Origin of the sequence: Ancylobacter sp. Lp-2, from assembly GCF_020523795.1 — a bacterium.
GTDB lineage: Bacteria > Pseudomonadota > Alphaproteobacteria > Rhizobiales > Xanthobacteraceae > Ancylobacter.
Genome location: NZ_JAJALI010000002.1, coordinates 470,434 through 495,961, shown reverse-complemented (window position 1 = coordinate 495,961; position 25,528 = coordinate 470,434). Strand labels below are relative to the sequence as shown.

Below are 25,528 nucleotides of genomic sequence, written 5' to 3'. Positions count from 1 at the left end.
GCCTCCCCGGCGGCAAACGACCGCGCCGCCGGGAGCCTTTAGCCCTCAGCGCAGCTGCGCGATCCGCTCCAGCATCAGCTCGTAGAACGGCGGGTTGTCGAGGTCGCGCAGCACCAGGCAGTTGGCCGGCTTCTTAGTGACGTTCCACCAGTCGACCACGGTCATGCCCGAGGTCACCGGCGAGTGGATCTCCACCTCGACATGGCATTTGCGGCCGGTGAAGAGGTCGGGCCGCAGCAGGTAGCCGATCACGCAGGGATCGTGCAGCGGGTAGCTGTCGGTGCCGAATTTCTTGTTGCCGTAGTCCTGGTAGAACTCGGCCATGCCGGCCGCCTCCACCGCCGCGCGGGTGCCGACCGCGCGCAGCCGCCGCAACCAGTCCGGCGTCATCAACGCCTTGTAGGTGACATCGATCGGCACCATCGTCACCGGCGCGCCGGAGGCCAGCACCACATGCGCCGCATGTGGATCGACATAGATGTTGAACTCCGCGGCCGGGGTGGTGTTGCCGCCCTCGAAGAAGCCGCCACCCATGAACACCACTTCGGCGAGGCGCGGGATGATCGCCGGCTCCTTGATCATCGCCACGGCGAGATTGGTCATCGGCCCGAGCGTGCAGACCGTGATGTCTCCGGGCGCCGCCGCCATCACCGTGTCGATGATGAAGTCGACGCCGTGCTTGTCGCCGACCGGCGCCGAGGGCGGGGGCAGGTCGCAGCCGTCGAGCCCACTCGGCCCGTGCACATATTCGGCGGTGAAGCCGGGCTTCACCATCGGGCGCGGGCAGCCGGGATAGACCGGGATGTCGGCGCGCCCGGCGAGCTCGATCACCATCTGCGCATTCACCGTGGTACGGGCGAGCGGCACATTGCCGTGCACCGAGGTGACACCGACCACCTCCAACTCGTCGGGCGAGCCCAGCGCCAGCAGCAGCGCGAAGGCGTCGTCCTGTCCGGGGTCGGTGTCGATGATGATCTTGCGTCGCGTCATAGGTCCTCAGGTCCGTCTGTTCGGGTAGGGAGACGATACGCCGGACGCCCCGGAGAAAAGCCGGGCGACACCCGCTCGCTTCGCCGAAAATCCTTCGGACGGTCGGCCGCGTGTCGGGTTTTCTTTCCCTCGGCGCCCATTAACGTGGGGACGTCATGTGCAGTGTCGGCTTTTCCGCGTCGAATGCGACGCCGGGGCCGGCTTTGTGCCAAAGAATAATCCGTAAGCGACCTGACCGGAGAGAGGCACGACGATGAAGAATTTTCTGTCCCTGGCATTTTGCAGTGCACTCGCTCTCGCAGCGGTGCAGGGTCCGGCGCGCGCCGCCGACCCCATCCAGATCGGCGTGATCGCCAACCTTACCGGTTCGGCGGTGAAGACCAGCGTGCAGATGACCCGCGGCGTCGAGCTCGCCGCCGATGCCATCAATGCCGCCGGCGGCATCGATGGCCGGCCGGTGAAGCTGATCGTCGAGGATTCGGAGAACCGCGCCCAGGAAGCGCTGAACGCCGCCAACAAGCTCTACAATGTCGACAAGGTGCCGGCTGCCATCATGTTCGGCGGCTCCGGCCTGATGATCCCGGTGGCGGAGCTGGCCAAGGAGAAGGGCCGGGTGCTGGTCAACACCTCGTCCTCCTCGCCCAAGCTCGGCAATTATCCCGGCACGCTGTTCTCGATCCTGCCGCTCGACGACATTGTCGGCAAGGAACTCGGCCTCTTGATCTCCGACAGCGGCGCCAAGACCGCCGCCATCGTGGTGCCGAACTCCACCTTCGGCCTCGGCGTCGCCGAGGCGGCGGCGGCCGCCTTCGAAGCGAAGGGCGGCAAGATCGTCAAGAAGGTCGCCTTCACCGAGGGCCAGCCCGACTACCGCGCCGACATCCAGCCGGTCGTGCCGGCGAAGCCGGACGTGATCATCACCGCCGGCTATGGCGATGATTCCCGCGCCATGCTGAAGGCCGCCCGCGAGCTCGGCCTCACCGCCAAGTGGTACGCCGCCTATCCCTCGATCCTCGAGCTCGAGAACAAGGGCTTCGTGGAAGGCAAGCTGTTCGGCGTCGACAATGGCGGCTACGCCCAGCCGGCCGGCAAGGCGGTCGCCGACAAGTACGGCGCCAAGTTCAACGGCACCGCCGACCTGATGGCGCATGTCTATTACGGCTATGACGCGCTGATGGTCATCGCCGCCGCCATCAAGAAGGCCGGCAGCGCCGAGCCCGCCGCCATCGCCAAGGCGCTGCCCGAGGTGGTGTCGAGCTATGACGGCGCCACCGGCAAGATCGTGTGGGACGCCCGCGGCCAGCGCGTCTCCCCGCCGATCGACGTCATCGAGTACAAGGGCGGCGACTTCGTCACCACCGCCACCCGCAACTGACGCCTGATGCCAACACCGCCCGGCGCGCCCTGCGCGTCGGGCGGTTCCGCCTGTCCGGCGGGTCCGTGCGCTCCTCGTCCGTCCGTTCCTTGCCCGTCCGCTCCTTGGGAAGCTTTCCCCGCCCGTGCTCCAGGTTCTGTTCAATTCCCTCGTCTATGCCAGCATGATCGCGGTGATCGCGGTCGGGGTGGCGCTGTGCTACTCGATCCTGCGCTTCGCCAATTTCGCGCATATCCAGTTCGCGGTGGTCGGCGGCTATCTCACCTATAGCTTCGCCGCCATTCCCGGCCTGCCGCTGCCCGCCGCCGTGGCGCTGAGCGCGGTGGCCACCGGCCTCATCGCCATCCTCGTCGACATACTGGTCTTCAGCCGCCTGCGGGACATCACGCCGGAGGGCAAGATGATCGTCTCCTGGGGCGTCGCGCTGTTCATCCGCTCGGTGGTGGCGATCATCTATGGCGGCGGCGGGCGCGCCTTCGACATCTCCTCCGAGGCGGTGATCGTCGGCGACGCGGTGTTCACCACCCTCGACGCGCTGGTGGTCGCGGTGGCGGCGGTGCTGATGCTGCTGCTGCACCTGTTCCTCAACCGCACCCGCATCGGCTCGGGGCTGCGCGCGCTGGCCTCGAACGCCGACCTCGCGGTCACCCGCGGCATTCCCGGCGAGCGGCTGATCCGGCTGATGTGGTTCCTCTCCGGCGCGCTGGCCGCCATCGGCGGCACGCTGCTCGCCTTCGAGACCCGGCTGCAGCCGAACATGGACCTCATCATCCTCCTGCCGGTCTTCGCCGCCGTCACCATTGGCGGCCTGTCCAACGTGTTCGGCGCGGTCCTCGGTGCGCTGATCCTGTCCTTCGCGCAGAACCTGTTGATCTATGTCGACTTCGGCGCGCTGGTCGGCGGCGACAGCTGGCAGATCCCCACCCAGTTCCGCGACTATGTCGCCGTCCTCGCGCTGGTTGTGGTGCTGCTGCTGCGCCCGCGCCTGTCGCCGCTGGCGGGGAGGTGAGGCGATGCTTGATTTCGCGATCTACTGCCTGACCATCATCGCCGTCTGGTCGGTGCTCGGCCTCAGCCTCAACATCCAGTTCGGGCTGACCGGCCTCGTCAATTTCGGCCAGGTGCTGCCCTTCGGCCTCGGCGCCTACGCCGCCGCGCTCGCCGCGCAGGCGGGCCTGCCCTGGCCGGCCGGCGCCGCGCTCGGCCTCGTCGTCGCGGTGGCCGTCTCGCTGCTGGTGCTGCTGCCGGCGCGCCGGCTGTCGCAGGATTACTGGGCGCTGATCACGCTGGGCGCCGGCGAACTGTTCCGCCTCACCGCGCTCAACGCGCCGAGCCTCGGCGGCGCCGACGGCCTCACCGTGCCGCGCTTTGCCGATCCGCATCTGGCGCTGGGCGCGGCGCTGGCGCTGATGGCGGTGGCGTGGCTGATGTCGCACCGCATTGCCCACTCGCCGTTCGGCCGCCTCTTGAAGGTGCTGCGCGAGGACGAGGTGCTGGCCGCCACGCTCGGCCGCAACCCGGTCGCCTATCAGCGCACCGTGTCGATCATCGCCTGGGCGATGGCGGCGGCGGGCGGCGTGCTCTACGCCCATATCGTCGGCTATGTCTCGCCGAGCAGCTTCACCGTCACCGAGACCTTCATCGTCTGGACGGCGCTGATCCTCGGCGGGCCCGGCAACAATCTCGGCGTCGTTGTCGGCGCGGCGGCGGTGCAACTGCTCAGCGTGTCCTCGCGCTTCGTCGCCTCCTGGATCGACCTGCCGGCCGACGTGCTGGCCAATGGCCGGCTCGCTTTGTTCGGGCTGGTGCTGGTGCTGATGTTCCTGTTCCGCCCGCAGGGGCTGGTTCCCGAGAAGAAGGAGGTCCGCGATGCTCAGCGTCGATGACGTCTCGCTGTCCTTCGGCGGCTTCCAGGCGCTTCGCGCGGTGTCGCTGGTGGCGATGCCGGCCAGCATCACCGGCATCATCGGGCCGAACGGATCGGGCAAGTCGACGCTGCTCAACGTCGTCGCCGGCGTCTATGTGCCGGATTCCGGCGCGGTGACGCTGAACGGCCGCCCGCTCGCCTATGGCCGGCCCGAGCAGGTGGCGGCGGCCGGCATCGGCCGCACCTTCCAGGTGCCGCGCCTCGCGCACCGGCTCACCGTGTTCCAGAACATGATGGCCGGCGAGCGCGACCAGGCCGGGGAGGGCGTGTTCAACCTGTTCCTGCGCCCCGCCGCCGTATCCTCGCGCGAGGCGGAGATCGCCGGGCGCGCCGAGGCGATGCTGAAGCGCCTCGGCCTCGCCCACAAGGCCAACGACTATGCCGGCTCGCTCTCCGGCGGCCAGCAGAAGCTGCTCACCATGGGCATGCTGCTGATGTCCGATCCCGCCGTGCTGCTGCTCGATGAGCCAGCGGCCGGCGTCAACCCGGTGCTGATCGAGCAGCAGGCGGCGCTGCTGCACGAGCTGAAGGCGGAAGGCCGCATCGTCATGCTGATCGAGCACAATATGGAAATGATCGCCAATGTCTGCGACCGGGTGTTCGTGCTCGACGCCGGCGAGCTGATCGCCGCCGGCACCCCGGCGGAGATCCGCGCCGACGAGCGGGTGGTGCGCTCCTATCTCGGCATGCCGGCATGACCGCGATGACCGATGTGCTGACGCTCTCCAAGCTCACCGCCGGCTACGGGCCGATCACCGTGCTGGACGATCTCTCGCTCACCCTGCGCGCCGGCGAGGTGGTCGCCCTGCTCGGTGCCAACGGCTCGGGCAAGTCGACGGTGCTGAAGACCGCCATGGGGCTGACGCACGTGCGTTCCGGCTCGATCGCGCTCGGCGCGCGCGACGTCACCCAGCTGCCGGCGCATGGCCGTGCCGCCGCCGGCCTCGGCTATGTGCCGCAGACTCGCAACGTGTTCGGCGACATGAGCGTCGCCGACAATCTGCGCATGGGCGCCTATCTCCGGCCGAAGACCTTCGAGCAGGAGGTGGAGAAGGTGTTCGCGCTGTTCCCGCGCCTGAAGGAGCGGCGGCGGGCGCTGGCCGGCAACCTGTCCGGCGGCGAGCGGCGCATGCTCGCCATCGGCTCGACGCTGTTGCTCAACCCCTCGGTGCTGCTGCTCGACGAGCCGTCGAGCGACCTCGCCCCGGCCACCGTCGACCTCGTCTTCGAGGCGATCGCCGACGTCCACAAGCGCCTGTCGATCCCGATCCTCCTGGTCGAGCAGAACGTTACCAAGGCGCTCGCCCTCGCAAGCCGTGTCTGCGTGCTGGTGCGCGGCCATGAGGCGCTGGACGCGCCGGTCGGCGCGGTCGATACCCACGATCTGCACGCGCTGTTCCTCGACGGCGGCGTGCGCACCAGCTGAGGGAGCCGCCATGATCGCCAATCCGCCGCCCTGGCCGAATGGCGCGCGCTGCGCCGTCGCCTTCAGCTTCGATGTCGACGCCGACAGCGTCGTACACGCCGCCCATCGCGCCGGCGCGGCCGACCTGCCGCAGGCACTGGCGCATATGCGTTACGATCCCTTCGTCGGCACGCCGCGCCTTGCCGATATGTTCGCCCGCGCCGGCGTGCCGCTGACCGCCTTCGTGCCGGGCTGGGTGATCGAGACCTATCCCGCCGCCATCGAGGCGCTGCTGAAGGCCGGTGCCGAGATCGGCCATCACGGCCATTTCCACGAATGGCCGAGCAAGCAGACGCGGGACGAGGAGCTGGCCACGCTGCGGCGCGGCAGCGAGGTGATCGAACGCTTTTGCGGTGCGAAGCCGCGCGGCTACCGCGCGCCCTATTACGGTCTGTCCCGCTCCACCTTCGACCTCTTGATCGAGGAGGGGTTCACCTATGATTCGTCCCTCTTCGCCGATGATATCCCGCTCCGGCTCGACAATGGCCGCGGTAGCCTGATCGAGCTGCCGATACCGGCCTCGGTGGACGACTACAATCAGTACGTGTCGGCCCGCGCCTTCGATTACCTTATGACGATCTCGCCGCCCTCGCAGGCGCTGGCGGTGTTCCGCGAGGAGTTCGACGCGTTCTGGGAGTTCGGCGGCCTGTTCGTGCCGGTCTGGCACCCGGCGGTGAGCGGGCGCCCGGCGCAGGCGCTTGCCATCCGCGCGCTGATCGAGCACATGCAGGCCAAGGGAGACGTCTGGTTCGCGACGCTCGCGCAGGTTGCCGACCACGTCCGGGCGCTGGAGGCGGAGGGCCGATGGACGCCGCGCATCGAGAAAATTCCTTTCCATATTGGAACGATTCTCGATTAATCGTGGCTTATCCTATTGTTAGGATAGTTGTTTCTTATGGTGCGCTGCATTCCATATTGCGCAGATTTCGTCTACTAGTTGTCTATGAATTCATACCATTTCACCCCGGCTGGCCGGCCGCGCGCGCGGCATTACGGCATCCCCTTCGAAGGCGTGCCGGGGCCGCACAACGCCATCACCGACGTGCCCGGCGTCGCCGTGGGCTATACCACCCTCATCGAGGGCGAGGGACCGCTGGCGGTGGGGCAGGGGCCGGTGCGCACCGGCGTTACCGCCATCCTGCCGCGCCCGCGCGATCAGCTCGCCGCCCCGGTCTTCGCCGGCCTGTTCAGCGCCAATGGCAATGGCGAGATGAGCGGCGCGCACATCATCGAGGAGATCGGGGCCTTCAATTTCCCGATCACCATCACTAACACCCATAGCTGCGGCGTCACCCGCGACGCCACCCTCGGCTGGATGAACGCCCGCGCGCCGTCGGTGATGGAAGATGCCTGGGGCCTGCCGGTCGCCGCCGAGACCTATGACGGCTTCCTAAACGACATCAACGGCTTCCATGTGAAGCCGGAGCATGTCTTCGCCGCCATCGATGGCGCGGTGGAAGGGCCGATCGAGGAAGGCAGCGTCGGCGGCGGCACCGGTATGATCGTGTTCAACTTCAAGGGCGGGTCCGGCACCGCCTCGCGCCGCGTCGAATGGGCCGGCGAGACGTTCACTGTCGGCGCCTTCGTGCAGGCGAATTTCGGCCAGCGCCGCAACCTGATGATTCGCGGCCGTCGCGTCGGCGCCGAACTCGCCGAGCCGGCGATGATCGAGCGCACGCCGCGCATGGAGAAGGGCTCGATCATCGCGGTGATCGCCACCGATGCCCCCTTCCTGCCGCACCAGCTCAAGCGGCTGGCGCGCCGGGTGCCGCTCGGCGTCGCCTGGACCGGCGGGCTCGGCTATCACTCGTCCGGCGACATCTTCCTCGCCTTCTCGACCGCCAATGCCGAGGCCGCCACCGGCGCCAGAGGCCGGCGGCTCGCTGCGGAATTCGTACCCGAGGCCGACATCGATCGGTTTTTCGACGCATTGGTGCATAGCGTTGAGGAGGCCATCCTCAATGCGATGGTCGCCAATGACGACATGACCGGACGTGACGGTAATTTTGTACCGGCCCTGCCGAAGGATTGGTTGAAGCGTAGTTACGGCTGATTGCGGCGCGCGGTGCTTATACGCGGCGCCAACGAAAGGACGGACCGATGGCAGGCGACAGGCTGGACGCGGTGGATGTGCGGATCCTCGCCCTGCTGCAGAAGAACGGACGCATCAAGAAGGTCGAGCTGGCCTCCGCCATCGGCCTGTCGCTGAGCTCCTGCTGGGACCGGCTTCAGAAGATGGAGCAGGCCGGCTATGTGCGCGGCTATCGCGGCGAGATCGATCTCGCCCGCCTGGTCAAGACTGAGCTGATCTTCACCACGCTGACGCTGCAGCACCATACCAGCGCGCATTTCGCCCGCTTCGAGCAGGTGGTGAAGACGATTCCCGAGGTTCTGGCCTGCCATGCGGTCGGTGGTGGTATCGACTACATCTTGCAGATCATAGCCCGCAACATAACCCATTACCAGGAGATAGTCGACGACCTGCTGACCCGCGAGATCGGCATCTCCGTCTATTTCACCTATGTGGTGACCAAGACGGTGAAGCGTTTCGAGGGCTATCCGATCGCCGAGCTGCTGGATGTCTCGCTGGAAAGCGAGGAGCCGCCGCGCCAGCGTCGCGGCGGCTGAGCCGGCTTCAGCCGCGCCCGACGAAGGGGGCGGCGCTCGCCATCACCGTCATCGTCAGCACATTGGCGTCGAGCGGCAGGCTCGCCATGTAGGCGACCGCTCTTCCGGCATGGACGGGGTCGAACACCGGCTCGACCATGATCTGGCCGTTGGCCTGCAGGATGCCGGTCTTCATCTTCGCCGCCATGTCGGTGTCGGCATTGCCGATGTCGATCTGGCCGCAGGCGATGTTGTGCGCCCGCCCTTCCAGCGCCACCTGCTTGGTCAGCCCGCTCACCGCGTGCTTGGTGGCGGTGTAGGGGGCGGTCAGCGGGCGCGGCGCATGCGCCGAGATCGAGCCGTTGTTGATGATGCGCCCGCCCTTCGGCGTCTGCGCCTTCATCAGCCGGATCGCCGCCTGCGAGCACAGGAACACCCCGGTCAGGTTGACGTTCACCACGCGCTGCCAGTCGTCGAACGACACGTCCTCGATCGGCGCGCCGGGCGACCAGCCGCCGGCATTGTTGAACAACAGGTCGAGCCGGCCGAAGCGCGCCGCGATCTCGGCGAACAGCGCGTCGATCGACGCCTTGTCGCTGACATCGGCCGGCAGCACCTGCGCCGCCGCGCCGATCTCGCCGGCCAGCGCCTCGAGCGGCTCGCGCCGGCGGCCGGTCAGCGCCAGCGTCCAGCCATCGGCGGCGAGCGCCAGGGCGGCGGCCTTGCCGATGCCGGTGCCGGCGCCGGTGACGAGGGCGATCTTTCGGGAAGCGTCGGGTGTGGCGTTCATGGTGTTCCTCGTTCGGCCGGGAGCCGGGTTCCTGTCGCCCGGAGATGTTCTCCAGGATCTGCGTGGAAAGAGCAGCGTGGAACCGGACGGCTACGACATCGTTATTGCAGCAGGAGATCCTGAACCTCAGGGAGGAATCAAGAAATGCCTGCTATTCTTATGTGGCTGATCGGCATTCCGATCCCGATCATCATTCTTCTTTACCTGCTCACCTGATCGGGCGCGAGCAGCTCCGCTTCGAATGCCTTGCGAAGAGCCCGGATGGTACGGCGTGCCTCCGGGCTCTTCTTCGCTCAGCGATAGGGCGGGCGGGGAATATTATTGTGCGCCGCCCGGAGCGCCGCCGACCAGCGCTCGCGCAGATCGTGGAAATAGGGCTCGCCCGGCTCAATGCGATAATTGAGCTCGGACTGCCCGGCATCGCGGCGCGCCAGCAGGATGTCGATCGGCATGCCCACCCCGAGATTCGAGCGCATGGTCGAATCCATCGAGATCAGCCCGAGCTTCAGCGCGTCATAGAGGTCGGTATTGTAGGTGACCGAGCGGTCCAGCACCGGCTTGCCGTATTTGTGCTCGCCGATCTGCAGGAACGGCGTGTCGGCGGTGCATTCGATGAAATTGCCGGCGGCATAGATCATGAACAGCCGCAGCCGCCCGCCATTCACCTGGCCGCCGAACAGGAAGGAGACGTCGAAGCGCAGATCGGCGTCCTTCAGCCCCTCGGCATAGAGGCCGTGGACGTGGCGGATGGCACGGCCCACCAACTGGGTAGCGCGGAACATGCTGGACATGCCGACCAGCGTTTCCTTCTCGCCGGTCTCCGGGTTGTCGAGGCCTTCCTGCAGCGTCGAGATCACCGCCTGCGAGATCGAGAGGTTGCCGGCGGTGGCCAGCGCCATCACATGCCGGCCCGGCTCCTCGAAGATGTGCAGCTTGCGGAAGGTCGAGACATTGTCGAGCCCCGCATTGGTGCGGGTGTCGGCGATCATGACGAGACCGTCGCGCACCAGGATTCCGCAGCAATAGGTCATTGAAGGCACTTCCCCCGGCGCGCGCATGGCGCATGTTCATGGCGCGTCCTTATAGCGGGACGCTTCGTGGGCGGGCAATATCAGCCCTGGATCTGGCGGCTCGATTGGTCGACGGTGAGCGCTACCGACAACACCTCGTCACCTCCGCCATAGCGGTTTCCGCGTACCGGCGCGGCACTGAGATAATCGAGGCCGACAGCGACGCGGACATAGGCGTCGGTCGGACAGACGTCGTTGGCCGCATCGAAGCCGACCCAGCCGAATCCCTCGACATACGCCTCCGCCCAGGCGTGCCCGGCCTGGTGGCCGGCGCCCTGGTCGGCATGGGCGCCGTCGCCCACCAGATAGCCGCTGACATAGCGGGCGGGAACGCCGAGATGGCGGGCGCAGCCGATGAAGACATGCGCGAAGTCCTGGCAGACGCCGCGCTTCAGCGCGAAGGCCTCGGCCGCCTTGGTGGACACGATGGTCGGGTCGGGATCGTAGGTCATGCCCTTCGCCAGCCCGCCCATCAGCCGGTGCAGCCGGGCCAGGCCGTCGGCCTCGCCGGCGATGGCGTCCTGCGCGAATTCCCGCATCTCGGCGCTGGAGGCGGTCAACTCGCTGTCGCGCAGGAACAGGCTGGGCGGGAAGCGCTCCACCGTGCCGCGCACCACGCCGGAGGTGTCCTGCGTCTCCACCTCGCCCTCGACGGTGACGCGCAGCTCGGACAGCGGCCCGTCAATGGCGAAGGTGTGGGAGAGGTTGCCGAAGGCGTCCTCATGCGCCTGCAGCCGGCAGCTCTCGGAGACGTCGATGCGCCAGGCGACGACATATTGCCCGTCATGGCTGCGCGGGGTCAGCCGCAGGATCTGGATGGCGCCCTTGGCCGGCGGGTCGTAGCGGTAGACGGTCGCGTGGCTGACATGGATACGCATGGGAACACCGTTGGCGGCGCGGAAGGCGGTAGAGGGCGGCGGGCACGGCCGGTCTGGAGGCGCGCGCCCGTTACAGAAGATACTGCTCGGTCACCGTGGCGCCGAGCCGGTTGTTCTCGGAGACGAAGGTCTCGATATATTCGTGCAGCCCGGTCTGGAACACGTCGTCCATCCGGCTGTTGGACAGCCGCGTGAAGGTGGAACGGGCCAGCCGTTGCGCGGTTCCCTGCCGTCCATAATAGGCGGCGATGTCATCGAGATAACGCGAGATGTTCTGGTAGCAACTGGTCAGCGAGCGCGGCATCTGCGCGTTGAGGATCAGCAGGTCGGCCACCAGCCACGGCTTCACGCTCTCGCGGTACACCCAGTGGAACGAGGTCAGCGCCGACACCGAGCGCAGGATCGACGACCACTGGAAGTAGTCGAGCGGCCCGCCGATGTGCTCCGAGTCGGGCAGCAGCACGTGATACTTCACGTCGAGGATGCGCGCGGTGTTGTCGGCCCGCTCGACATACATGCCGACGCGGGAGAACCAGAAGGCGTCGTTGCGCAGCATGGTGCGGTAGGCGGCGCCGTCGAAGCGCAGCGAGGTCTCCTTCACGAAGGAGAGGAAGCGCGCCAGCTCCTCGCGGGTCATGTCCTTGGTGGAATAGCGCTTCAGCTCCAGCCAGGAGGAGTTGATGGTCTCCCACATCTCGATGGTGAGCGCGGTGCGCACCGAGCGGGCATTGGTGCGGGCGATCTCGAAGCAGTTGCGGATCGAGGAGGGGTTTTCCGGCGCGAAGGCGAGGAAGTTGATGACGTTCTGTTCGGTGGCGTCGTCGCCGTGGAGCTGCTTGAACTGGTCGGCGCAGCCGGCGGTCAGCAGCGCCGAGCGCCATTCATTGGTGGAGCCGCCATAGGCGACCGGCAGCTGGGCGAGGCGCTGGGTGACGTCGAGCAGGCGCGCGAGGCAGTCGGCCCGCTCCATGTAGCGGGCGAGCCAGTAAAGATTGTCGGCGGTACGTGACAGCATGAGAACCCGCGCCTTATTTGGCGTTGCGCCAGGCGAGCGTGGCAAGGCCCGCCCCGATGAGAAGGGAGCCGCCGATGCGGTTCACCGCGACGACGACCGAGGAATTGCTGATGGCGCCGCGCAGCCTGCCGGCCACCAGCGCGTAGGTGAAGGCATTCGCCGCCGCCAGCACCAGGAAGGTGGTCTCGAACACCACCATCTGGCCGAGCATCGGCCGGGAGGTGTCGAGGAACTGCGGCAGGAACGCCACGAAGAAGGTGAGGCTCTTGGGGTTGAGCGCCGTCACCAGCCACGCATGCGCCAGCATCTTGATCGCCCGCCCGTTCCCCTGCGCGGGAGCGACCAGCGGGCTGGCGCCGGCGCGCCACAGCTTGATGCCGAGCCAGATCAGGTAGAGAGCGCCGATCCATTTCAGCACGGTGAACAGCGCGGCGGAGGTGGCGAGTAGCGCCCCGAGCCCGAGCATGGAGAACGTCATCGCCGTGAAGTCGCCGAGCGCCACGCCGGCGGCGACCGGCAGGGCGACCTTGCGCCCCTGTCCGAGCGCATAGGAGACGACGAGCAGGATGGTCGGCCCGGGGATGAGCAGCAGCACCGCCGAAGCGGCGACGAAGGCCAGCCAGGTCTCGATGCTCATGTCAGACTCTCCCTGAACCTGCCGACCCTCTCCCTTGGGGGAGAGGGCTTTATCCCATCCTGCCTCAGTTCTCCTCCAGCACCCAGGTGTCCTTGGTCCCGCCGCCCTGGCTGGAATTCACCACCAGCGAACCCGCCTGCAGCGCCACCCGCGTCAGCCCGCCCGGCACGATGCGCACCCGGTCGGAACCGGTCAGCACGAAGGGACGCAGATCGACATGGCGCGGCGCGATGCCTTCCTCGACGAAGGTCGGGCAGGTGGACAGCGCCAGCGTCGGCTGGGCGATGAAGTTGGTGGGATCCTGCTTCAGCTTGGCGCGGAACAGTTCGATCTGCGCCTTGTCCGCCCGCGGGCCGATCAGCATGCCGTAGCCGCCCGAGCCGTGCACTTCCTTCACGACGAGCTCGTGCAGATTGTCGAGCACGTATTTCAGGTGGTCGGCCTCGCGGCAGCGCCAGGTCGGCACGTTCTTCAGGATCGGCTCCTCGCCGAGATAGAAGCGGACGATCTCCGGCATGTAGCTGTAGACCGCCTTGTCGTCGGCGACGCCGGTGCCGACCGCGTTGGTCAGCGTGACGTTGCCGGCGTGGTAGGCGCTCATCAGCCCGGGCACGCCGAGCACGCTGTCGGGACGGAAGGCGAGGGGGTCGATGAAGTCGTCGTCGAGCCGGCGATAGATCACGTCGACGCGCTTGGGCCCCTCGGTGGTGCGCATATAGACGATGTCGTTCTTGATGAAGAGGTCGCGCCCCTCCACCAGTTCCACGCCCAGCTTGTCGGCGAGGAAGGAGTGCTCGTAATAGGCCGAGTTGAAGATGCCGGGGGTGAGCACCACCACCACCGGGTCGCTGGTGGCGGTGGTCGGGGCGAGCGATTTCAGCGTCGCCAGCAATTCGTCGGCGTAGTTCTCCACCGGCGCGACGCGGTTCTCCGCGAACAGCTCGGGGAACAGCCGCATCATGATCTCGCGGTTCTCCAGCATGTAGGAGACGCCGGAGGGCGTGCGGGCATTGTCCTCGAGCACGTAGAACGTCTCGGAATCGATGCGCACCACGTCGATGCCGGCGATGTGCACGTAGAGGTCGTGCGGCACCTTCTGGCCGTTCATCTCCGGGCGAAACACCGGGTTCTGGTAGACGAGGTCCTCCGGCACGATGCCGGCGCGCAGGATCTCGCGCTTGGAGTAGACGTCCTTGATGTAGAGGTTCAGCGCCTTGGTGCGCTGCTCCAGCCCCTTGGAGAGCCGGCTCCACTCGCCGCCGGTCAGCACGCGCGGGATGATGTCGAAGGGGATCAGCCGCTCCTGGGCATCGCTGTCGCCATAGACGGCGAAGGTGATGCCGATCTTGCGGAAGATGAACTCCGCTTCCTTGCGGCGATGATCAAGCACGTCGGGCGGAACGTTGCTCAGCCAGCGGGCGAGGGCGGTGTACGCGGCGCGGACCGAGCCGTCCGCATTGGTCATTTCGTCGAACGCGACGGTCATCGTGGCAGGTTCACTCCCCAACTACGGCAAGTTAGCTACAAACGCCGTGCCAGCGGAAGAGGGGGTGGAGTACCTAGGCCGATATTGCGTGGAATGGTTTCATTTTGCTCAAAACGCAGGCGTCGTGCCCTTGCCTCAAGCGAGCTTTGCGCGCATGTGCGGCATAAGCGCCGGCCGGTGCGGCGCCAGCGACGGGGAATCGGGTGATGAGCACGCAGGACGCGGTCACGGCAGGTATTCTGGTCATCGGCGACGAGATCCTCTCGGGGCGCACCAAGGACAAGAACATCGGCTACATCGCCGAATATCTCACCGCCATCGGCGTCGACGTCGCCGAGGTGCGGGTGGTGCCGGACATCGAGGACGAGATCGTCGCCGCGCTGAACGCGCTGCGCGCCCGCTACACCTATGTGTTCACCACCGGCGGCATCGGGCCGACCCATGACGACATCACCGCCGACAGCGTGGCCAAGGCGTTCGGCGTCGACATCTCGGTGAACGCCGAGGCCCGCGCCATGCTGCTGGAGCGCATTCCCGAGGCCGACCTCAACGAGGCGCGGCTGCGCATGGCGCGCATTCCGCACGGCGCGGCGCTGGTCGCCAACAAGATCTCCAAGGCGCCGGGCTTCTGGATCGGCAACGTCATCGTCATGGCCGGCGTGCCCTCGATCATGCAGGCGATGCTGGACGAGGTGGCGCCGCAGCTGAAGACCGGCCGGGTGATGCTGTCGGAGACGGTGCGGGCGGACGCCAAGGAGGGCGATGTCGGCGGCCCGCTCGGCGAGATCGCCAAGGCCCATCCCGAGGTGTCGATCGGCTCCTACCCCTTCGCCGACGAGCTCGGCCGTCCCAACACCAATCTGGTGGTGCGCGCCCGCGATGCCGAGCGGCTCGCCGCCGCCATGGCGGATGTCAAGGCGATGCTGGCCGCGCGGGCGGGCTGAGGACTCTCAAGTCGCGACGACGTCATGTCGCGACGACCCGCTCCCTGGCGGGAGAGCGGGCCGTCGCGGATGGAAGCCTGCTTCGCCTGCGAAGCAGGGACTTCCAACCTCTGATCGGCATTGGATTTGGCAGCCTGGCCACCGCCGGGCCGATGAGGCGCGTGTCGTCGGAAAGGCTGCTCCCGGATTAGCGGACGGGTTGCGCGGACCGGACACGCCGGATCGCCGGCGTCGCCACGGCGGTGAGGAGCATCAGCACCACCAGCGGTGCCAAGGCGTGCGTGTACTCACCGTGAAGAAGCACCGTGCCGAGGGCCGCCGCCATCACCGCCGCCCCCAAGGCGAGACCGGCGAGCCGCGTTGCCCGGCGCATGATCAGCACCGCCGCCGCCAGTTCCAGTGTGGCCGTGACGAAGCGGAAATAAGCGGGATAGCCCCACCGGACATAGTCGGAGATGATGGCATCGGAGGCGAAGGCGTTGCCGAAGCTGCCGAGAATGAAGAAGCCGGCCAATAGCCAGGCGCCGATCTCGGCCGCCCTTGAACGCCAATAGGTGAGCATGTCGTTTCCCTCCGTTGGCTCGGAGCGGGTGACGGCTCCGAGAGCTTGCGGGGGCAAGCCGACCGCTTCATAAAACCTCAAGCATGGTTGAGGTCAAGAGGTGCGGGCATGCCCGTGGAAAGCAGCGGTGGATTGACGGTGGGCGAGGTGGCGCAGCGCAGCGGCGTCGCGGTTTCGACGCTGCATTTCTACGAGGCGAAGGGGCTGATCGAGGCGGCGCGCACGGGGGGAAACCAGCGGCGCTACCCGCGCGCCGTGCTTCGCCGAATCGCCATCATCCGGATCGCCCAGCGCGCCGGCATCCCGCTGGCTACTTTGAAAGGTTATCTCGACACCATCCCCGTGGGGCCTCTCACCGCCGAGGACTGGAGACGGCTCACTACATCCTGGAAGGCGCTTCTCGACGAGCGGATAGAAAGCCTGCTGCAACTGCGCAACCAGCTTGAGACCTGCATCGGTTGCGGATGCCTCTCCCTGCACGACTGTCCGCTGCGCAATCCCGACGACACGCTCGCGAAGGAGGGGGCGGGGCCGCGCCTGCTGCTGCGGGCGACCCGCCGCGGTCGATCCCCGGGGAGGTGAGGCCGGCAGCGTGTGCTTTGCCCTCCTCGGCTGGCGGCCGCCGGCGGCGTCACGGACAACGAGACGACGGCAGCGTTCACCGCCGCGTAGGCCAAGGAGGTCTTCGCCGCCGGCAAGGCAAGGTGGCGAAGAATACAAGCCGCCCGGCAAACAGGCCCGGGTCGAGACCCGCCGGGCCGCCGGCCGGACGCGTGCCGGGCCATCTTCGGCCAGTCCGCCATTACGTTCAGACCAGCCACCTAGGGCTCCCGACCTGCGCACTGGGCGCAATCAGCGGCTGACGTACGCCGTGTCGGGGATCACCGTCGAAAGCTCTACCGGCGCTTGAGAACCCGATCAAACTTGGGAGGAAGTCGGATGCCGATCTACATCACGCGCGGCCGCTACTCGGCCGAGTCCATCAAGAACCTCGTCGCCAACCCCGAGGATCGCTCGTCAGCCGTCCGCAATCTGGTCGAGGCCAGCGGTGCGAAGCTGCTGCACTTCTATGTCACCCTCGGTCGCTACGATTTCCTGGTGATCACCGAGGCGGCCAACGCCAAGGAGGCGTCGGCCTTCATCCTGGCGGCGGCCGCCGCCGGCGGTGTCACGGACAACGAGACGACGGAAGCGTTCACCGCCGCCGAGGCCAAGGAGGTCTTCGCCGCCGCCGGTAAGGCGGCGAAGAAATACAAGCCGCCCGGCAAATAGCTTCGGTCCCGTTCGACTCTCCTCGCCACGCTACTCTGGCGGCGAGGAGCCGAGGGGCGCGGGCGTCTTTCCCGGCCGGTGCAGCAGGGTCAGCGACAGGAACGCGCCGACCCAGGACCCCACGGCCGCGAACACCACATACACCCAGTTCTCCGTGTAGCTGATCACGGCGAAGGAGGAGAGCAGGTACCAGACGCTCGACCAGTTGGCGGCGGAGAGCCGCCTGCGCGCCACCACGGCGGAGGTGAAGGCGACATAGCAGGCATCGGTCGCCGCCGTGGCGACGAACACGCCGAGCGCGATGAACGGGTCGAGGGCGAAAAACGCGGAGAGAAAGTGCTGCATGGGCGGCCCCGGAAGAGGAGGGCGGTCGGGTGACCCGCCCTCCATCATGGCGCAGGCCGGGGCGCGGGCAAGAGGGCCGGGTCGTCGGACATTCGTCGCCATGGCCCGCGCTTGCCGGGCCAAGGATGGGTCGCCATGGCCGGCGCTTGCCGGGCCAAGGGTGGATCGCCACGGCCGACGCTCCGACACGGTCCCTGCGGCCAGCGGTGCCAGCGTCCGAGGTCCGGAGCGGCGTCATCCTCCGCTCCACCCTCGACCGCAGCTGACAGAGCCGCGACGCGACGATCGCCCCCGGATCGGCCCCCGCTGGCCGGTGCCTCGGCTATCCTGTCCGCCTATCCTGTCGAACCTCCCGCGATTTCCATCACGGCCCCCTTCATCCGCGCGGCCACACCCGCTATTGATCCGCGCAAGCGACGGCGCGTACGTCCGCCGGAAGGAGGCCCGACCATGTCCGATCCGCATCAGCAGAAGGCGTTTCCCGTCTCGTGGGACCAGTTCCATCGCGACGCGCGCGCGCTCGCCTGGCGGCTGCACGGCTTCGGCCCGTTTCAGGGGCTGATCTGCATCACTCGCGGCGGTCTGGTGCCAGCGGCGATCGTGGCGCGCGAGCTCGGCCTGCGGGTCATCGAGACCGTGTCCATCGCCTCCTATCATGACTACAAGAACCAGGGCGAAACCCTGGTGCTCAAGCCCATCGCCCCCTCGGTCATCGAGGCGGCGGGCGAGGGCGGGCAGGGGCTTTTGGTGATCGACGATCTCGTCGATACCGGCACCACGGCGCGGCAGGTACGGGCGATGCTGCCCAACGCGCATTTCGCCACCGTCTATGCCAAGCCGGCCGGACGTGATGTCATCGACACCTTCATCACCGAAGTGAGTCAGGATACCTGGATCTACTTCCCCTGGGACATGGGCCTGTCCTTCCAGCCGCCCATCCGCGACGGCGTCGCCTGAGGAGATTTGCGATGAGTGGCAACGATTTTCACGGCAACCCGCCCGAGGATGGCGACGAGGCGTATGACGAGGCCTACGAGACCCATCGCGCCGCGCTGTGGGACATGCTGATGACCTATGCCGACGAGCACGACCTCGCCGACGGCTTCCTGTCGGATCTCGTCTCCGATCTCGGCCTGTCGCTGCGCATGGTCGCCTATGCGGCGGAAACCGAAAAGCCGTCGGTCGGCGGGCTCCGGCTCGACCTCGACCGCTACGCCCGCGAGATGGGCGAATCGGTGCGCGAGGCCAAGAAGGGCGCCGGCGAGTTCATCGCCGAGGCCAAGGCCGCGCGCGAGGCGGAGGCCGCCGAGGAGGGTGAGGCTGCCGCGGCCGACGAAGCCGTCGCGCCCGTCGCCGAGCCGTCGGCCGACGAGCCGTCGGAGAAGAACGCCGCGCTCATCGCGGCGCGGGCGTTTCCCCGGCGTCAATAAAGCCGGCGGGGGGCCTCGCAAAGGACAGCCGGCTGCGGTATGCGAGGGTGTTTCCACAACCCTCGCGACAAGGCCTCTCCCATGACGCCTCGCATTATTTCCGCGATCCTCCGGTCGCCGGCCACCTTCCTGTTCGCCCGCGTGCTGCTGGTGGTGCCGTTCCTCGGCAGCGGCATCTCCAAGCTGGTGGATTTCCCCGGCGCGGTGGCGGAGATGGCGCATTTCGGCCTCAGCCCGCCGGCCTTCTACGCGGTGGCCACCATCATCACCCAGCTAGTCGGCTCGGCGCTGATTCTCCTCAACCGCGCCGCCTGGCTCGGCGCCGGCGCCTGCGCCATCTTCACCGCGCTGACCATTCCGATCGCCCATCATTTCTGGACCATGCAGGGCGAGATCGCCCAGCTCGAATTCTTCTTCGCGGTCGAGCACATGGCGGTCATCGGCGGCATGATCCTGGTCGCCATCCTCGGCGAGCGCACCCGCAGCGCCTGAGGCGGTTCGCGTCGGGCCTTGAGCAGGCCGGCCCCGGCGTGCTCTAAGGCGGCGCGGAACGGAATGACGGGAATGGGAATGTCAGGAACGGCGATGGATCGCGGCGCGCGCAAGATCGATCCGAACAGCGATGCGGCGATCGCCGCCACGGTGACCCCGCGGCCGATCGAGGAGATCGGCGCCCAGCTGGGGCTCGATCCGCAGGTGCTGTTCCGCTACGGGCACATCAAGGCCAAGATCGCGCTCGAGGCGGTGCATCCGGCCGAGGCGAAGGCCGACGGCAAGCTCATCCTCGTCACCGCCATCAACCCGACGCCGGCCGGCGAGGGCAAGACCACCACCACCATCGGGCTGGGCGACGCGCTGGCGCGCATCGGCAAGAAGGTCGCCATCGCGCTGCGCGAGCCGAGCCTCGGTCCGGTGTTCGGCTCCAAGGGCGGCGCCACCGGCGGCGGACGGGCGCAGATCATCCCGATGCAGGACATCAACCTGCACTTCACCGGTGACTTCCACGCCATCAGCGCCGCGCACAATCTGCTCGCCGCCGCCATCGACAACCACATCTACTGGGGCAACGCGCTCGACATCGACGCCCGCCGCATCAACTGGCGCCGCGTCGTCGACCTCAACGACCGCGCGCTGCGCCATGTCACCGTCGGCCTCGGCGGCCCGCCCAACGGCTTCCCGCGCGAGGACGGCTTCGACATCACCGTCGCCTCCGAGGTGATGGCGATCTTCTGCCTCGCCCGTTCCTTCGACGATCTGGAGGAGCGGCTCGGCCGCATGGTGGTGGCGCATACCCGCGCCCGCCATCCGGTCACCGCCGCCCAGCTGAAGGTTACCGGTTCGATGGTGGCGCTGCTGCGCGACGCCTTCCAGCCCAACCTCGTGCAGACGCTGGAGGGCACGCCCGCCCTCGTCCATGGCGGGCCGTTCGCCAATATCGCCCATGGCTGCAATTCGGTGGTGGCGACGCGCACCGCGCTCGGCCTCGCCGATTACGTGGTGACCGAGGCCGGCTTCGGCGCCGATCTCGGCGCGGAGAAGTTCCTCGACATCAAGTGCCGGCAGGGCGAGATCGCCCCCTCGGCGGTGGTGATCGTCGCCACGGTGCGGGCGCTGAAGATGCATGGCGGCATCGCTCAGAAGGATCTCGGCCCGGAAAACCCGGCGGCGGTGCGCGCCGGCTCCGGCAACCTGGTGCGCCACATCGAGAACATGAAGTCCTACGGCCTGCCGGTGGTGGTGGCGATCAACCGCTTCACCTCCGACACGCCGGCCGAGATCGCCGAGATCGAGAAGGCCTGCGCCGCGGTCGGCGCCGAGGTGCATCTGTGCAACCACTGGGCCGAGGGCTCGGCCGGCGCCACCGGCCTCGCCGAGGCGGTGGTGCGGCTCGCCGACGGCCCGTCCGACTTCAAGGTGCTCTATCACGACGATCTGCCGCTGGTGCAGAAGATCGAGTCGATCGCCCGCCACATCTACCGTGCCGGCTCGGTGGCCTTCGACAGCGGGGCGCTGAAGAAGCTCGCGGATTTCGAGGGGCTCGGCTATGGCGACCTGCCGGTCTGCATGGCCAAGACGCAGTACAGCTTCTCCGCCGATCCCGGCCTGCGCGGCACGCCGTCCGGCTTCGTGCTGCCGGTGCGGGACGTGCGGCTCTCGGCCGGCGCCGGCTTCGTCGTCGCGCTGTGCGGCGACGTCATGACCATGCCCGGCCTGCCCTCGCATCCGGCGGCGGAGAACATCTATGTCGACGAGACCGGCTTCATCGCCGGCCTGAGCTGAGGGCGCCCGGCGAGATCCTATAGTCTGGGTTGCACGGCCCGCACCGGCGCGGCACGCTCCGGTGGTAAGTCGATCTTTCGGCGGACGTGGCGAAACTGGTAGACGCACGAGACTTAAAATCTTGCGCCCTTAAAGGCTTACGGGTTCGAGTCCCGTCGTCCGCACCACCCCTTCCGCACCGGCGCCGTCCGGTGCGCGTCTCATCTTGATCGTGCGAGACGGCCCGCACGGGGAGTGCCTGGATTGTTCGACCGGGATTTCGCCGCCTTCCTCTTCGACATGGACGGCACCGTGCTCACCTCCATCGCGGCGGCCGAGCGGGTATGGACCCGCTGGGCGCAGCGGCACGGCCTCGATGTCGCGCGCTTCCTGCCGACCATTCACGGCGTGCAGGCGATCGACACCATCCGCCGGCAGGCGCCCAACATTCCCGGCCTCGACATCGAGGCGGAAGCCGCCTGGGTGACGCGGGCGGAGATCGAGGATGTCGGCGGCATCGCGCCCATTCCCGGCGCCGTCGCCTTCCTTGAGGCGCTGCCGGCCGAGCGCTGGACCATCGTCACCTCGGCGACCCGCGATCTGGCGCAAGCCCGGCTGCGCGCGGCCGGCCTGACGCCGCCGGCGCGGATGGTCTGCGCCGAGGACATAGTGCGCGGCAAGCCGGCGCCGGACGGCTATCTGCTCGCCGCCGAGCGGCTGGGCGTGCGTCCGCAGGATTGCCTGGTGTTCGAGGACGCGCCGGCCGGCATCGCCGCCGGGGAGGCGTCCGGCGGCGCGGTGCTGGTGATCGGCCACACCCATTCCCATCCGCTGGAAACCCCGCACGTCACCGTGCCGGATTATCTCGGCCTCGCCACCACGGTCACCGTCGGCGGCACGCTGCACCTCACCTGCCCGACGGCGCGGGAGCGGGCAGGGAAGGGGGCGCCCTGAACGGACGCCACCCTGCGCTCAGTCGATGCCATCAATCGCCTTCAGCCGCGGCACGATGAAGTCGACGAAGGCGCGCACCGCGGGACGCAGGAAGCGCGTCGAGGGGAGGGCGAGGAACAGCTCGCTCGGTTTCGCCTCATAGTCCGGCAGGATGCGCACCAGCTCGCCGCGCGCCAGTTCGTCGGCCACCAGCAGCTTCTGCACCGGCCCCGGCCCGTGCCCTTCCCTCAGGCTGCGCACCAGCACCTGCGCCACATTGGTGCGCAGCTTCAGGTTGGCCGCCAGCTCGGAGGTCTCGCCGTCGCGCACAAGCACCAGCCGGTCGCGCTCGGAGAGCGCTCCGGTGGTCGCCACCAGCGGCCGCGCGGCGAGATCCTCCGGGGTGTCGATCGGTCCGGCCTCGGCGAGATAGGCGGGGGAGGCGACCAGCACCCGGCGCACCATGCCGATCCGGCGGCTGACGATGTCGCTTCCCTCCGGTCGGCCATAGCGCAAGGCAAGGTCGAAATTCTCATAGACGAGGTCGACCGTCCGGCCATCCAGCACCAGGTCGGCGACGACGCCGGGATGATCGCGCTGGAACTCGACCAGCAGCGGGTGCAGGCACTGGGTGCCGATGCAGGCGGGTGCGAACAGCCGCAGCGTACCTTCGATCCGGCCGCTGTCGCGCCGCACCCCTTCCAGCGCCGCGTCGATGGAAGCGAGTGCCGCGCGCGAGGCCTCGAACAGCGCCTGTCCCTGCGCGGTCGGGCGCACCGCCCGCGCCGAACGCTCAAGCAATCGTGCGTTCACATGGCGTTCGAGATTGCGCAGATGCTTGGTGACCGCCGGCTGCGAAATGTCGAGATCGCGGGCCGCGCCGGTCACCGATCCCTTTTCCACCGTGCGGATGAAGGCGCGCAGCGCCAGCGACAGGTCCATGGTTCTCCCGGGAAGTGTCATATCTCAAAGTTATGATCACAATCACATTATGCCATATGGACATGGCTGCGGCCATGAGGCTTGCTGCCGCGCATTCGCTCATTTGAGGCTCTGGAGAATCATGCTGCTTACCCGTCGTGCCGCGCTCATCGGTGCCCCGCTTTTTCTGGCCGGCTGCGCGACGCAGGGCCGCCTCCCGGCCCCGACCGCCGCGACCCCGACGGTCGATCCGCGCTGGGCGGCGATGTATGGCCCGGTGGATGGCGAGCCCTTCCCGGTGCCGGCGGTGGACATCTCCGAGATCGACCCGCAGTTCCTGCGCCAGGAGGTTGCCTATCGCGGCGCCGAACCGACCGGCACGCTGGTGGTCGATCCCAACCGGCGCTTTCTCTATCTGGTGCGCGAGAACGGCCGGGCGATCCGCTACGGCGTCGGCGTCGGCAAGCAGGAAGGCTTCAATTTCCAGGGCGAGGCGATCATCGCCCGCAAGGCGCAGTGGCCGCGTTGGACGCCGACCCCGAGCATGATCGCCCGCGAGCCGGAGCGCTACGGCCCCTATCGCGACGGCCTGCCCGGCGGCCCGACCAACCCGCTCGGGCCGCGCGCGCTCTACCTCTACAAGGATGGCCGCGACACGCTCTACCGCCTGCACGGCACCACCGAGCCGTGGTCGATCGGCACCATGGTGTCCTCCGGCTGCATCCGGCTGCTCAACCAGGACATCATCGATCTCTATCGCCGGGTTCCCACCGGCTCGAAGGTGATCGTGCTGCCGGCCGGCGCTCCGGGTGTTGCCTGACACGGCGGCCTGAGCGCTGATCGCGCCGTTGGCGGGCGGGGCAGGGGGCTCACGGCGCTCCTGACGCCCGCGACGCGGCGCTTACGCAGGGTCCTCGCCGCTCGGCCGGCCGGGTCTTCCGCCTGCCATATCGTCCCTGTGGATGCCGACGGAATCCCGTTGGCAACGGTCTCGGCCTGTCCCAGATTGCTGCCGTATTCCCGCCACCGGCGCGCCGGCCGGCTGCCTTGGAGCGCCGGCTCAGCATGCCCAAAGCCCTGTCGCGACTGGGCTTTCCTGAACGTCGGCTTACCGTTTGTTTACCATATTGTAATGTGCGTCGCATTTTTGCCGCACTTGGGCGGCCTCCTGTGACATAAGGAGTGGGGGATCGGGTGGGTGGCCCGATGTCCCGAATGTGGGTTCGCATCCGCTAGAATTTCGGTACCAGCGTTCAAGGTGCCGCGACGGATGCCAACGGAACGGTCGGGTGCATGGGGCAGGAAACGGCTCGAGGTCGGGTTGCCGGCAAAAAATCGGCGCGGTTGATTTCGATGGACCTCTCGGGGGTCTGCCGTGTCGCGGTTCTTGTCGGTGTCGGCCTGATGGTCGCCAACTGCACGGGTGACAACAAGCTCACCAGCAAGATCGATCCCAAATACGGCGTGGCGGCGAGCCCGCGCGTGGTGAAGCCGGGCGATCCGGTTCCCAAGGGCGGCGGTACCTATCGCGTCGGCAAGCCGTATACGGTGGCCGGCAAGGTCTATACGCCCTACGAGAACACCAATTACCGCGCCGAGGGCCTCGCCTCCTGGTATGGCGATGATTTCCACGGTCGCCTGACGGCGAATGGCGAAGTGTTCGACATGCAGTCGATCGCCGCCGCGCACCCGACCCTGCCGATGCCCTGCTACGTCAAGGTCACCAATATCAGCAATGGCCGCTCGATGGTGGTGCGCGTCAATGATCGTGGGCCGTATCACGGCAACCGCGTCATCGACGTCTCCTCGCGCGCCGCCGATCTGCTCGGCTTCAAGCGTGTCGGCACCGCCCGCGTGCGGGTGGAATATGTCGGCCGCGCCCCGCTTGAGGGGTCGGACGACATCCAGCTCGCCTCCACGCTGCGCGAGAACGGCAAGCAGGTCATCCCGACCACCATGCTTGCCTCGGCCGCGCCGAAGCTGCCGCGCCTGCCGGCGCTGTCCTCCGGCCTGTTCGCCTCGGCCGGTGGTAAGCCTGCCACTGCCGCCGTCGCGGCCAATGTGCCGCTGCCGCCGAGCCGTCCGTTCGAGCTCGGCGAGCCCAGCGCCGAGGACGTCGCCGAAGCGCCGGTCGCCGGTCCGGTGGTGGCGAGCGCCTATGCCGTCAGTCCGGTGCGCGTCGCCCGTCCGGCGCAGCAGGCCGCCGCCGTGGTGGCTCCGCCCGCTCCCGCGCCGCAGCAGGTCGCCTTCGCCCCGCTGCCGCCCAAGCCGGCGAGCAAGCCGGTGGCGGCGCCCGTCGCCGCGGCTCCCGCTGCCCGGCCGGCCGCCGTCGCGGTCGCTCCGGCGGCCAGGCCCGCTCCCGTCGCCGCCCGTCCGGTCCCGGCCAATGCGCCGGCGGCGGTCGCCCAGATGGCGCCCAAGCCCGCCCCGCAGCCGACTCAGCAGCAGTCGCTTGCCGCTGCCGGCTGGGTGGTCGGTGCGCAGCCGGTCATGAGCTACTCCCCGTCGCAGGGCGCAGCCACCGGCCAGGGTCTGTACTGACACATTCGACGACCGGTTCGGCGCGTCGCCGGAGGCGCTGATTGCTCCTCGGGGCGTCGGCTGCTAACTCTTCCGGCCTGC

Annotated in this window: 28 protein-coding genes and 1 tRNA gene; 19 read left to right on the top strand and 10 right to left on the bottom strand. The window is 68.0% G+C overall.

Going from position 1 to position 25,528, the window contains the following annotated elements; translation table 11 throughout:
- Positions 1–45: 45 nt before the first annotated feature.
- Positions 46–990: a nucleoside hydrolase gene (locus tag LGR54_RS06925; protein WP_230361216.1), complete on the bottom strand. Its 945-nt coding sequence runs from the start codon at positions 988–990 to the stop codon at positions 46–48.
- 253 nt (positions 991–1,243) lie between these two features.
- On the opposite strand from LGR54_RS06925, the gene LGR54_RS06920 reads away from it, so the two are divergent.
- The 8 genes from LGR54_RS06920 to LGR54_RS06885 all read left to right on the top strand — a co-directional run bounded on the left by LGR54_RS06920 (position 1,244) and on the right by LGR54_RS06885 (position 8,385).
- Positions 1,244–2,365 carry an ABC transporter substrate-binding protein gene (locus LGR54_RS06920; protein WP_230361215.1) on the top strand — a complete coding sequence of 374 codons (1,122 nt, stop codon included), beginning with the start codon at positions 1,244–1,246 and terminating at the stop codon, positions 2,363–2,365.
- 124 nt (positions 2,366–2,489) lie between these two features.
- Positions 2,490–3,374 carry a branched-chain amino acid ABC transporter permease gene (locus tag LGR54_RS06915; protein WP_230361214.1) on the top strand — a complete coding sequence of 295 codons (885 nt, stop codon included), beginning with the start codon at positions 2,490–2,492 and terminating at the stop codon, positions 3,372–3,374.
- Between the two features lie 4 nt (positions 3,375–3,378).
- A complete protein-coding gene (locus LGR54_RS06910) occupies positions 3,379–4,251 on the top strand; it encodes a branched-chain amino acid ABC transporter permease (protein ID WP_230361213.1) in 873 nt (290 codons plus the stop codon).
- Positions 4,235–4,990: an ABC transporter ATP-binding protein gene (locus LGR54_RS06905; protein ID WP_230361212.1), complete on the top strand. Its 756-nt coding sequence runs from the start codon at positions 4,235–4,237 to the stop codon at positions 4,988–4,990. The genes LGR54_RS06910 and LGR54_RS06905 overlap by 17 nt, the downstream gene beginning before the upstream one ends.
- Positions 4,987–5,718, top strand: coding sequence for an ABC transporter ATP-binding protein (locus LGR54_RS06900; protein WP_230361211.1), 732 nt, complete (start codon positions 4,987–4,989; stop codon positions 5,716–5,718). The genes LGR54_RS06905 and LGR54_RS06900 overlap by 4 nt, the downstream gene beginning before the upstream one ends.
- 10 nt (positions 5,719–5,728) lie before the next feature.
- Entirely contained in the window at positions 5,729–6,616 is an 888-nt protein-coding gene (locus tag LGR54_RS06895) for a polysaccharide deacetylase (protein ID WP_230361210.1), read from the top strand.
- 78 nt (positions 6,617–6,694) lie between these two features.
- Positions 6,695–7,810, top strand: coding sequence for a P1 family peptidase (locus LGR54_RS06890; protein ID WP_230361209.1), 1,116 nt, complete (start codon positions 6,695–6,697; stop codon positions 7,808–7,810).
- A 47-nt stretch (positions 7,811–7,857) separates the two neighbouring features.
- The gene (locus LGR54_RS06885) at positions 7,858–8,385 is read left to right on the top strand and encodes an Lrp/AsnC family transcriptional regulator (RefSeq protein ID WP_230361208.1); all 528 of its coding nucleotides are present in this window, start codon (positions 7,858–7,860) and stop codon (positions 8,383–8,385) included.
- Between the two features lie 7 nt (positions 8,386–8,392).
- On the opposite strand, the gene LGR54_RS06880 is transcribed toward LGR54_RS06885, so the two are convergent.
- From LGR54_RS06880 to LGR54_RS06855, 6 genes are all read right to left on the bottom strand, one after another.
- Positions 8,393–9,154: an SDR family oxidoreductase gene (locus LGR54_RS06880; protein WP_230361207.1), complete on the bottom strand. Its 762-nt coding sequence runs from the start codon at positions 9,152–9,154 to the stop codon at positions 8,393–8,395.
- A gap of 293 nt (positions 9,155–9,447) precedes the next feature.
- Positions 9,448–10,185, bottom strand: coding sequence for a peptidase (locus LGR54_RS06875; protein WP_230361206.1), 738 nt, complete (start codon positions 10,183–10,185; stop codon positions 9,448–9,450).
- Positions 10,186–10,265: 80 nt separating this feature from the next.
- Positions 10,266–11,102, bottom strand: coding sequence for a transglutaminase family protein (locus tag LGR54_RS06870; RefSeq protein ID WP_230361205.1), 837 nt, complete (start codon positions 11,100–11,102; stop codon positions 10,266–10,268).
- A gap of 70 nt (positions 11,103–11,172) precedes the next feature.
- Positions 11,173–12,117, bottom strand: coding sequence for an alpha-E domain-containing protein (locus LGR54_RS06865; RefSeq protein ID WP_230361204.1), 945 nt, complete (start codon positions 12,115–12,117; stop codon positions 11,173–11,175).
- Positions 12,118–12,130: 13 nt separating this feature from the next.
- A complete protein-coding gene (locus tag LGR54_RS06860; RefSeq protein WP_230361203.1) occupies positions 12,131–12,754 on the bottom strand; it encodes a LysE family translocator in 624 nt (207 codons plus the stop codon).
- Positions 12,755–12,818: 64 nt separating this feature from the next.
- The gene (locus tag LGR54_RS06855) at positions 12,819–14,240 is read right to left on the bottom strand and encodes a circularly permuted type 2 ATP-grasp protein (protein ID WP_230361202.1); all 1,422 of its coding nucleotides are present in this window, start codon (positions 14,238–14,240) and stop codon (positions 12,819–12,821) included.
- A 206-nt stretch (positions 14,241–14,446) separates the two neighbouring features.
- Here LGR54_RS06855 and LGR54_RS06850 point away from each other — a divergent pair, with 206 nt between their 5' ends.
- The gene (locus tag LGR54_RS06850; RefSeq protein WP_230361201.1) at positions 14,447–15,184 is read left to right on the top strand and encodes a molybdopterin-binding protein; all 738 of its coding nucleotides are present in this window, start codon (positions 14,447–14,449) and stop codon (positions 15,182–15,184) included.
- Positions 15,185–15,371: 187 nt separating this feature from the next.
- Here LGR54_RS06850 and LGR54_RS06845 read toward each other — a convergent pair whose 3' ends face one another.
- Positions 15,372–15,746 (bottom strand): DoxX family protein, encoded by a 375-nt coding sequence (locus LGR54_RS06845; RefSeq protein ID WP_230361200.1) that lies wholly within the window; start codon positions 15,744–15,746, stop codon positions 15,372–15,374.
- A gap of 108 nt (positions 15,747–15,854) precedes the next feature.
- Between LGR54_RS06845 and soxR the strand changes: the two genes are divergently transcribed.
- Entirely contained in the window at positions 15,855–16,328 is a 474-nt protein-coding gene (soxR, locus tag LGR54_RS06840; protein ID WP_230361199.1) for a redox-sensitive transcriptional activator SoxR, read from the top strand.
- Positions 16,329–16,685: 357 nt separating this feature from the next.
- Positions 16,686–17,018: a GYD domain-containing protein gene (locus LGR54_RS06835; RefSeq protein ID WP_230361198.1), complete on the top strand. Its 333-nt coding sequence runs from the start codon at positions 16,686–16,688 to the stop codon at positions 17,016–17,018.
- 30 nt (positions 17,019–17,048) lie between these two features.
- Here the strand turns inward: LGR54_RS06835 and LGR54_RS06830 are convergent, their stop codons facing one another.
- Positions 17,049–17,363 carry a hypothetical protein gene (locus LGR54_RS06830; protein WP_230361197.1) on the bottom strand — a complete coding sequence of 105 codons (315 nt, stop codon included), beginning with the start codon at positions 17,361–17,363 and terminating at the stop codon, positions 17,049–17,051.
- Between the two features lie 450 nt (positions 17,364–17,813).
- Here LGR54_RS06830 and gpt point away from each other — a divergent pair, with 450 nt between their 5' ends.
- From gpt to LGR54_RS06800, 6 genes are all read left to right on the top strand, one after another.
- On the top strand, positions 17,814–18,320 hold the full coding sequence (gene gpt / locus LGR54_RS06825; protein ID WP_230361196.1) for a xanthine phosphoribosyltransferase: 507 nt from the start codon (positions 17,814–17,816) through the stop codon (positions 18,318–18,320).
- Positions 18,321–18,331: 11 nt separating this feature from the next.
- The gene (locus LGR54_RS06820; protein ID WP_230361195.1) at positions 18,332–18,793 is read left to right on the top strand and encodes a hypothetical protein; all 462 of its coding nucleotides are present in this window, start codon (positions 18,332–18,334) and stop codon (positions 18,791–18,793) included.
- 81 nt (positions 18,794–18,874) lie between these two features.
- Positions 18,875–19,285, top strand: coding sequence for a DoxX family protein (locus LGR54_RS06815; RefSeq protein WP_230361194.1), 411 nt, complete (start codon positions 18,875–18,877; stop codon positions 19,283–19,285).
- A gap of 93 nt (positions 19,286–19,378) precedes the next feature.
- Entirely contained in the window at positions 19,379–21,073 is a 1,695-nt protein-coding gene (locus LGR54_RS06810) for a formate--tetrahydrofolate ligase (RefSeq protein WP_230361193.1), read from the top strand.
- A gap of 80 nt (positions 21,074–21,153) precedes the next feature.
- Positions 21,154–21,240 (top strand) — tRNA-Leu (locus tag LGR54_RS06805).
- A 76-nt stretch (positions 21,241–21,316) separates the two neighbouring features.
- The gene (locus LGR54_RS06800; protein WP_304511993.1) at positions 21,317–22,006 is read left to right on the top strand and encodes an HAD-IA family hydrolase; all 690 of its coding nucleotides are present in this window, start codon (positions 21,317–21,319) and stop codon (positions 22,004–22,006) included.
- 18 nt (positions 22,007–22,024) lie between these two features.
- On the opposite strand, the gene LGR54_RS06795 is transcribed toward LGR54_RS06800, so the two are convergent.
- Positions 22,025–22,927, bottom strand: a complete 903-nt coding sequence (locus tag LGR54_RS06795) for a LysR family transcriptional regulator (RefSeq protein WP_230361192.1) — start codon at positions 22,925–22,927, stop codon at positions 22,025–22,027.
- Between the two features lie 121 nt (positions 22,928–23,048).
- Here LGR54_RS06795 and LGR54_RS06790 point away from each other — a divergent pair, with 121 nt between their 5' ends.
- Together LGR54_RS06790 and LGR54_RS25990 are read left to right on the top strand one after the other, a co-directional pair.
- Entirely contained in the window at positions 23,049–23,726 is a 678-nt protein-coding gene (locus tag LGR54_RS06790; RefSeq protein WP_230361191.1) for a L,D-transpeptidase, read from the top strand.
- A 533-nt stretch (positions 23,727–24,259) separates the two neighbouring features.
- Entirely contained in the window at positions 24,260–25,447 is a 1,188-nt protein-coding gene (locus LGR54_RS25990; RefSeq protein WP_370638152.1) for a septal ring lytic transglycosylase RlpA family protein, read from the top strand.
- The last annotated feature ends 81 nt before the right edge of the window (positions 25,448–25,528 follow it).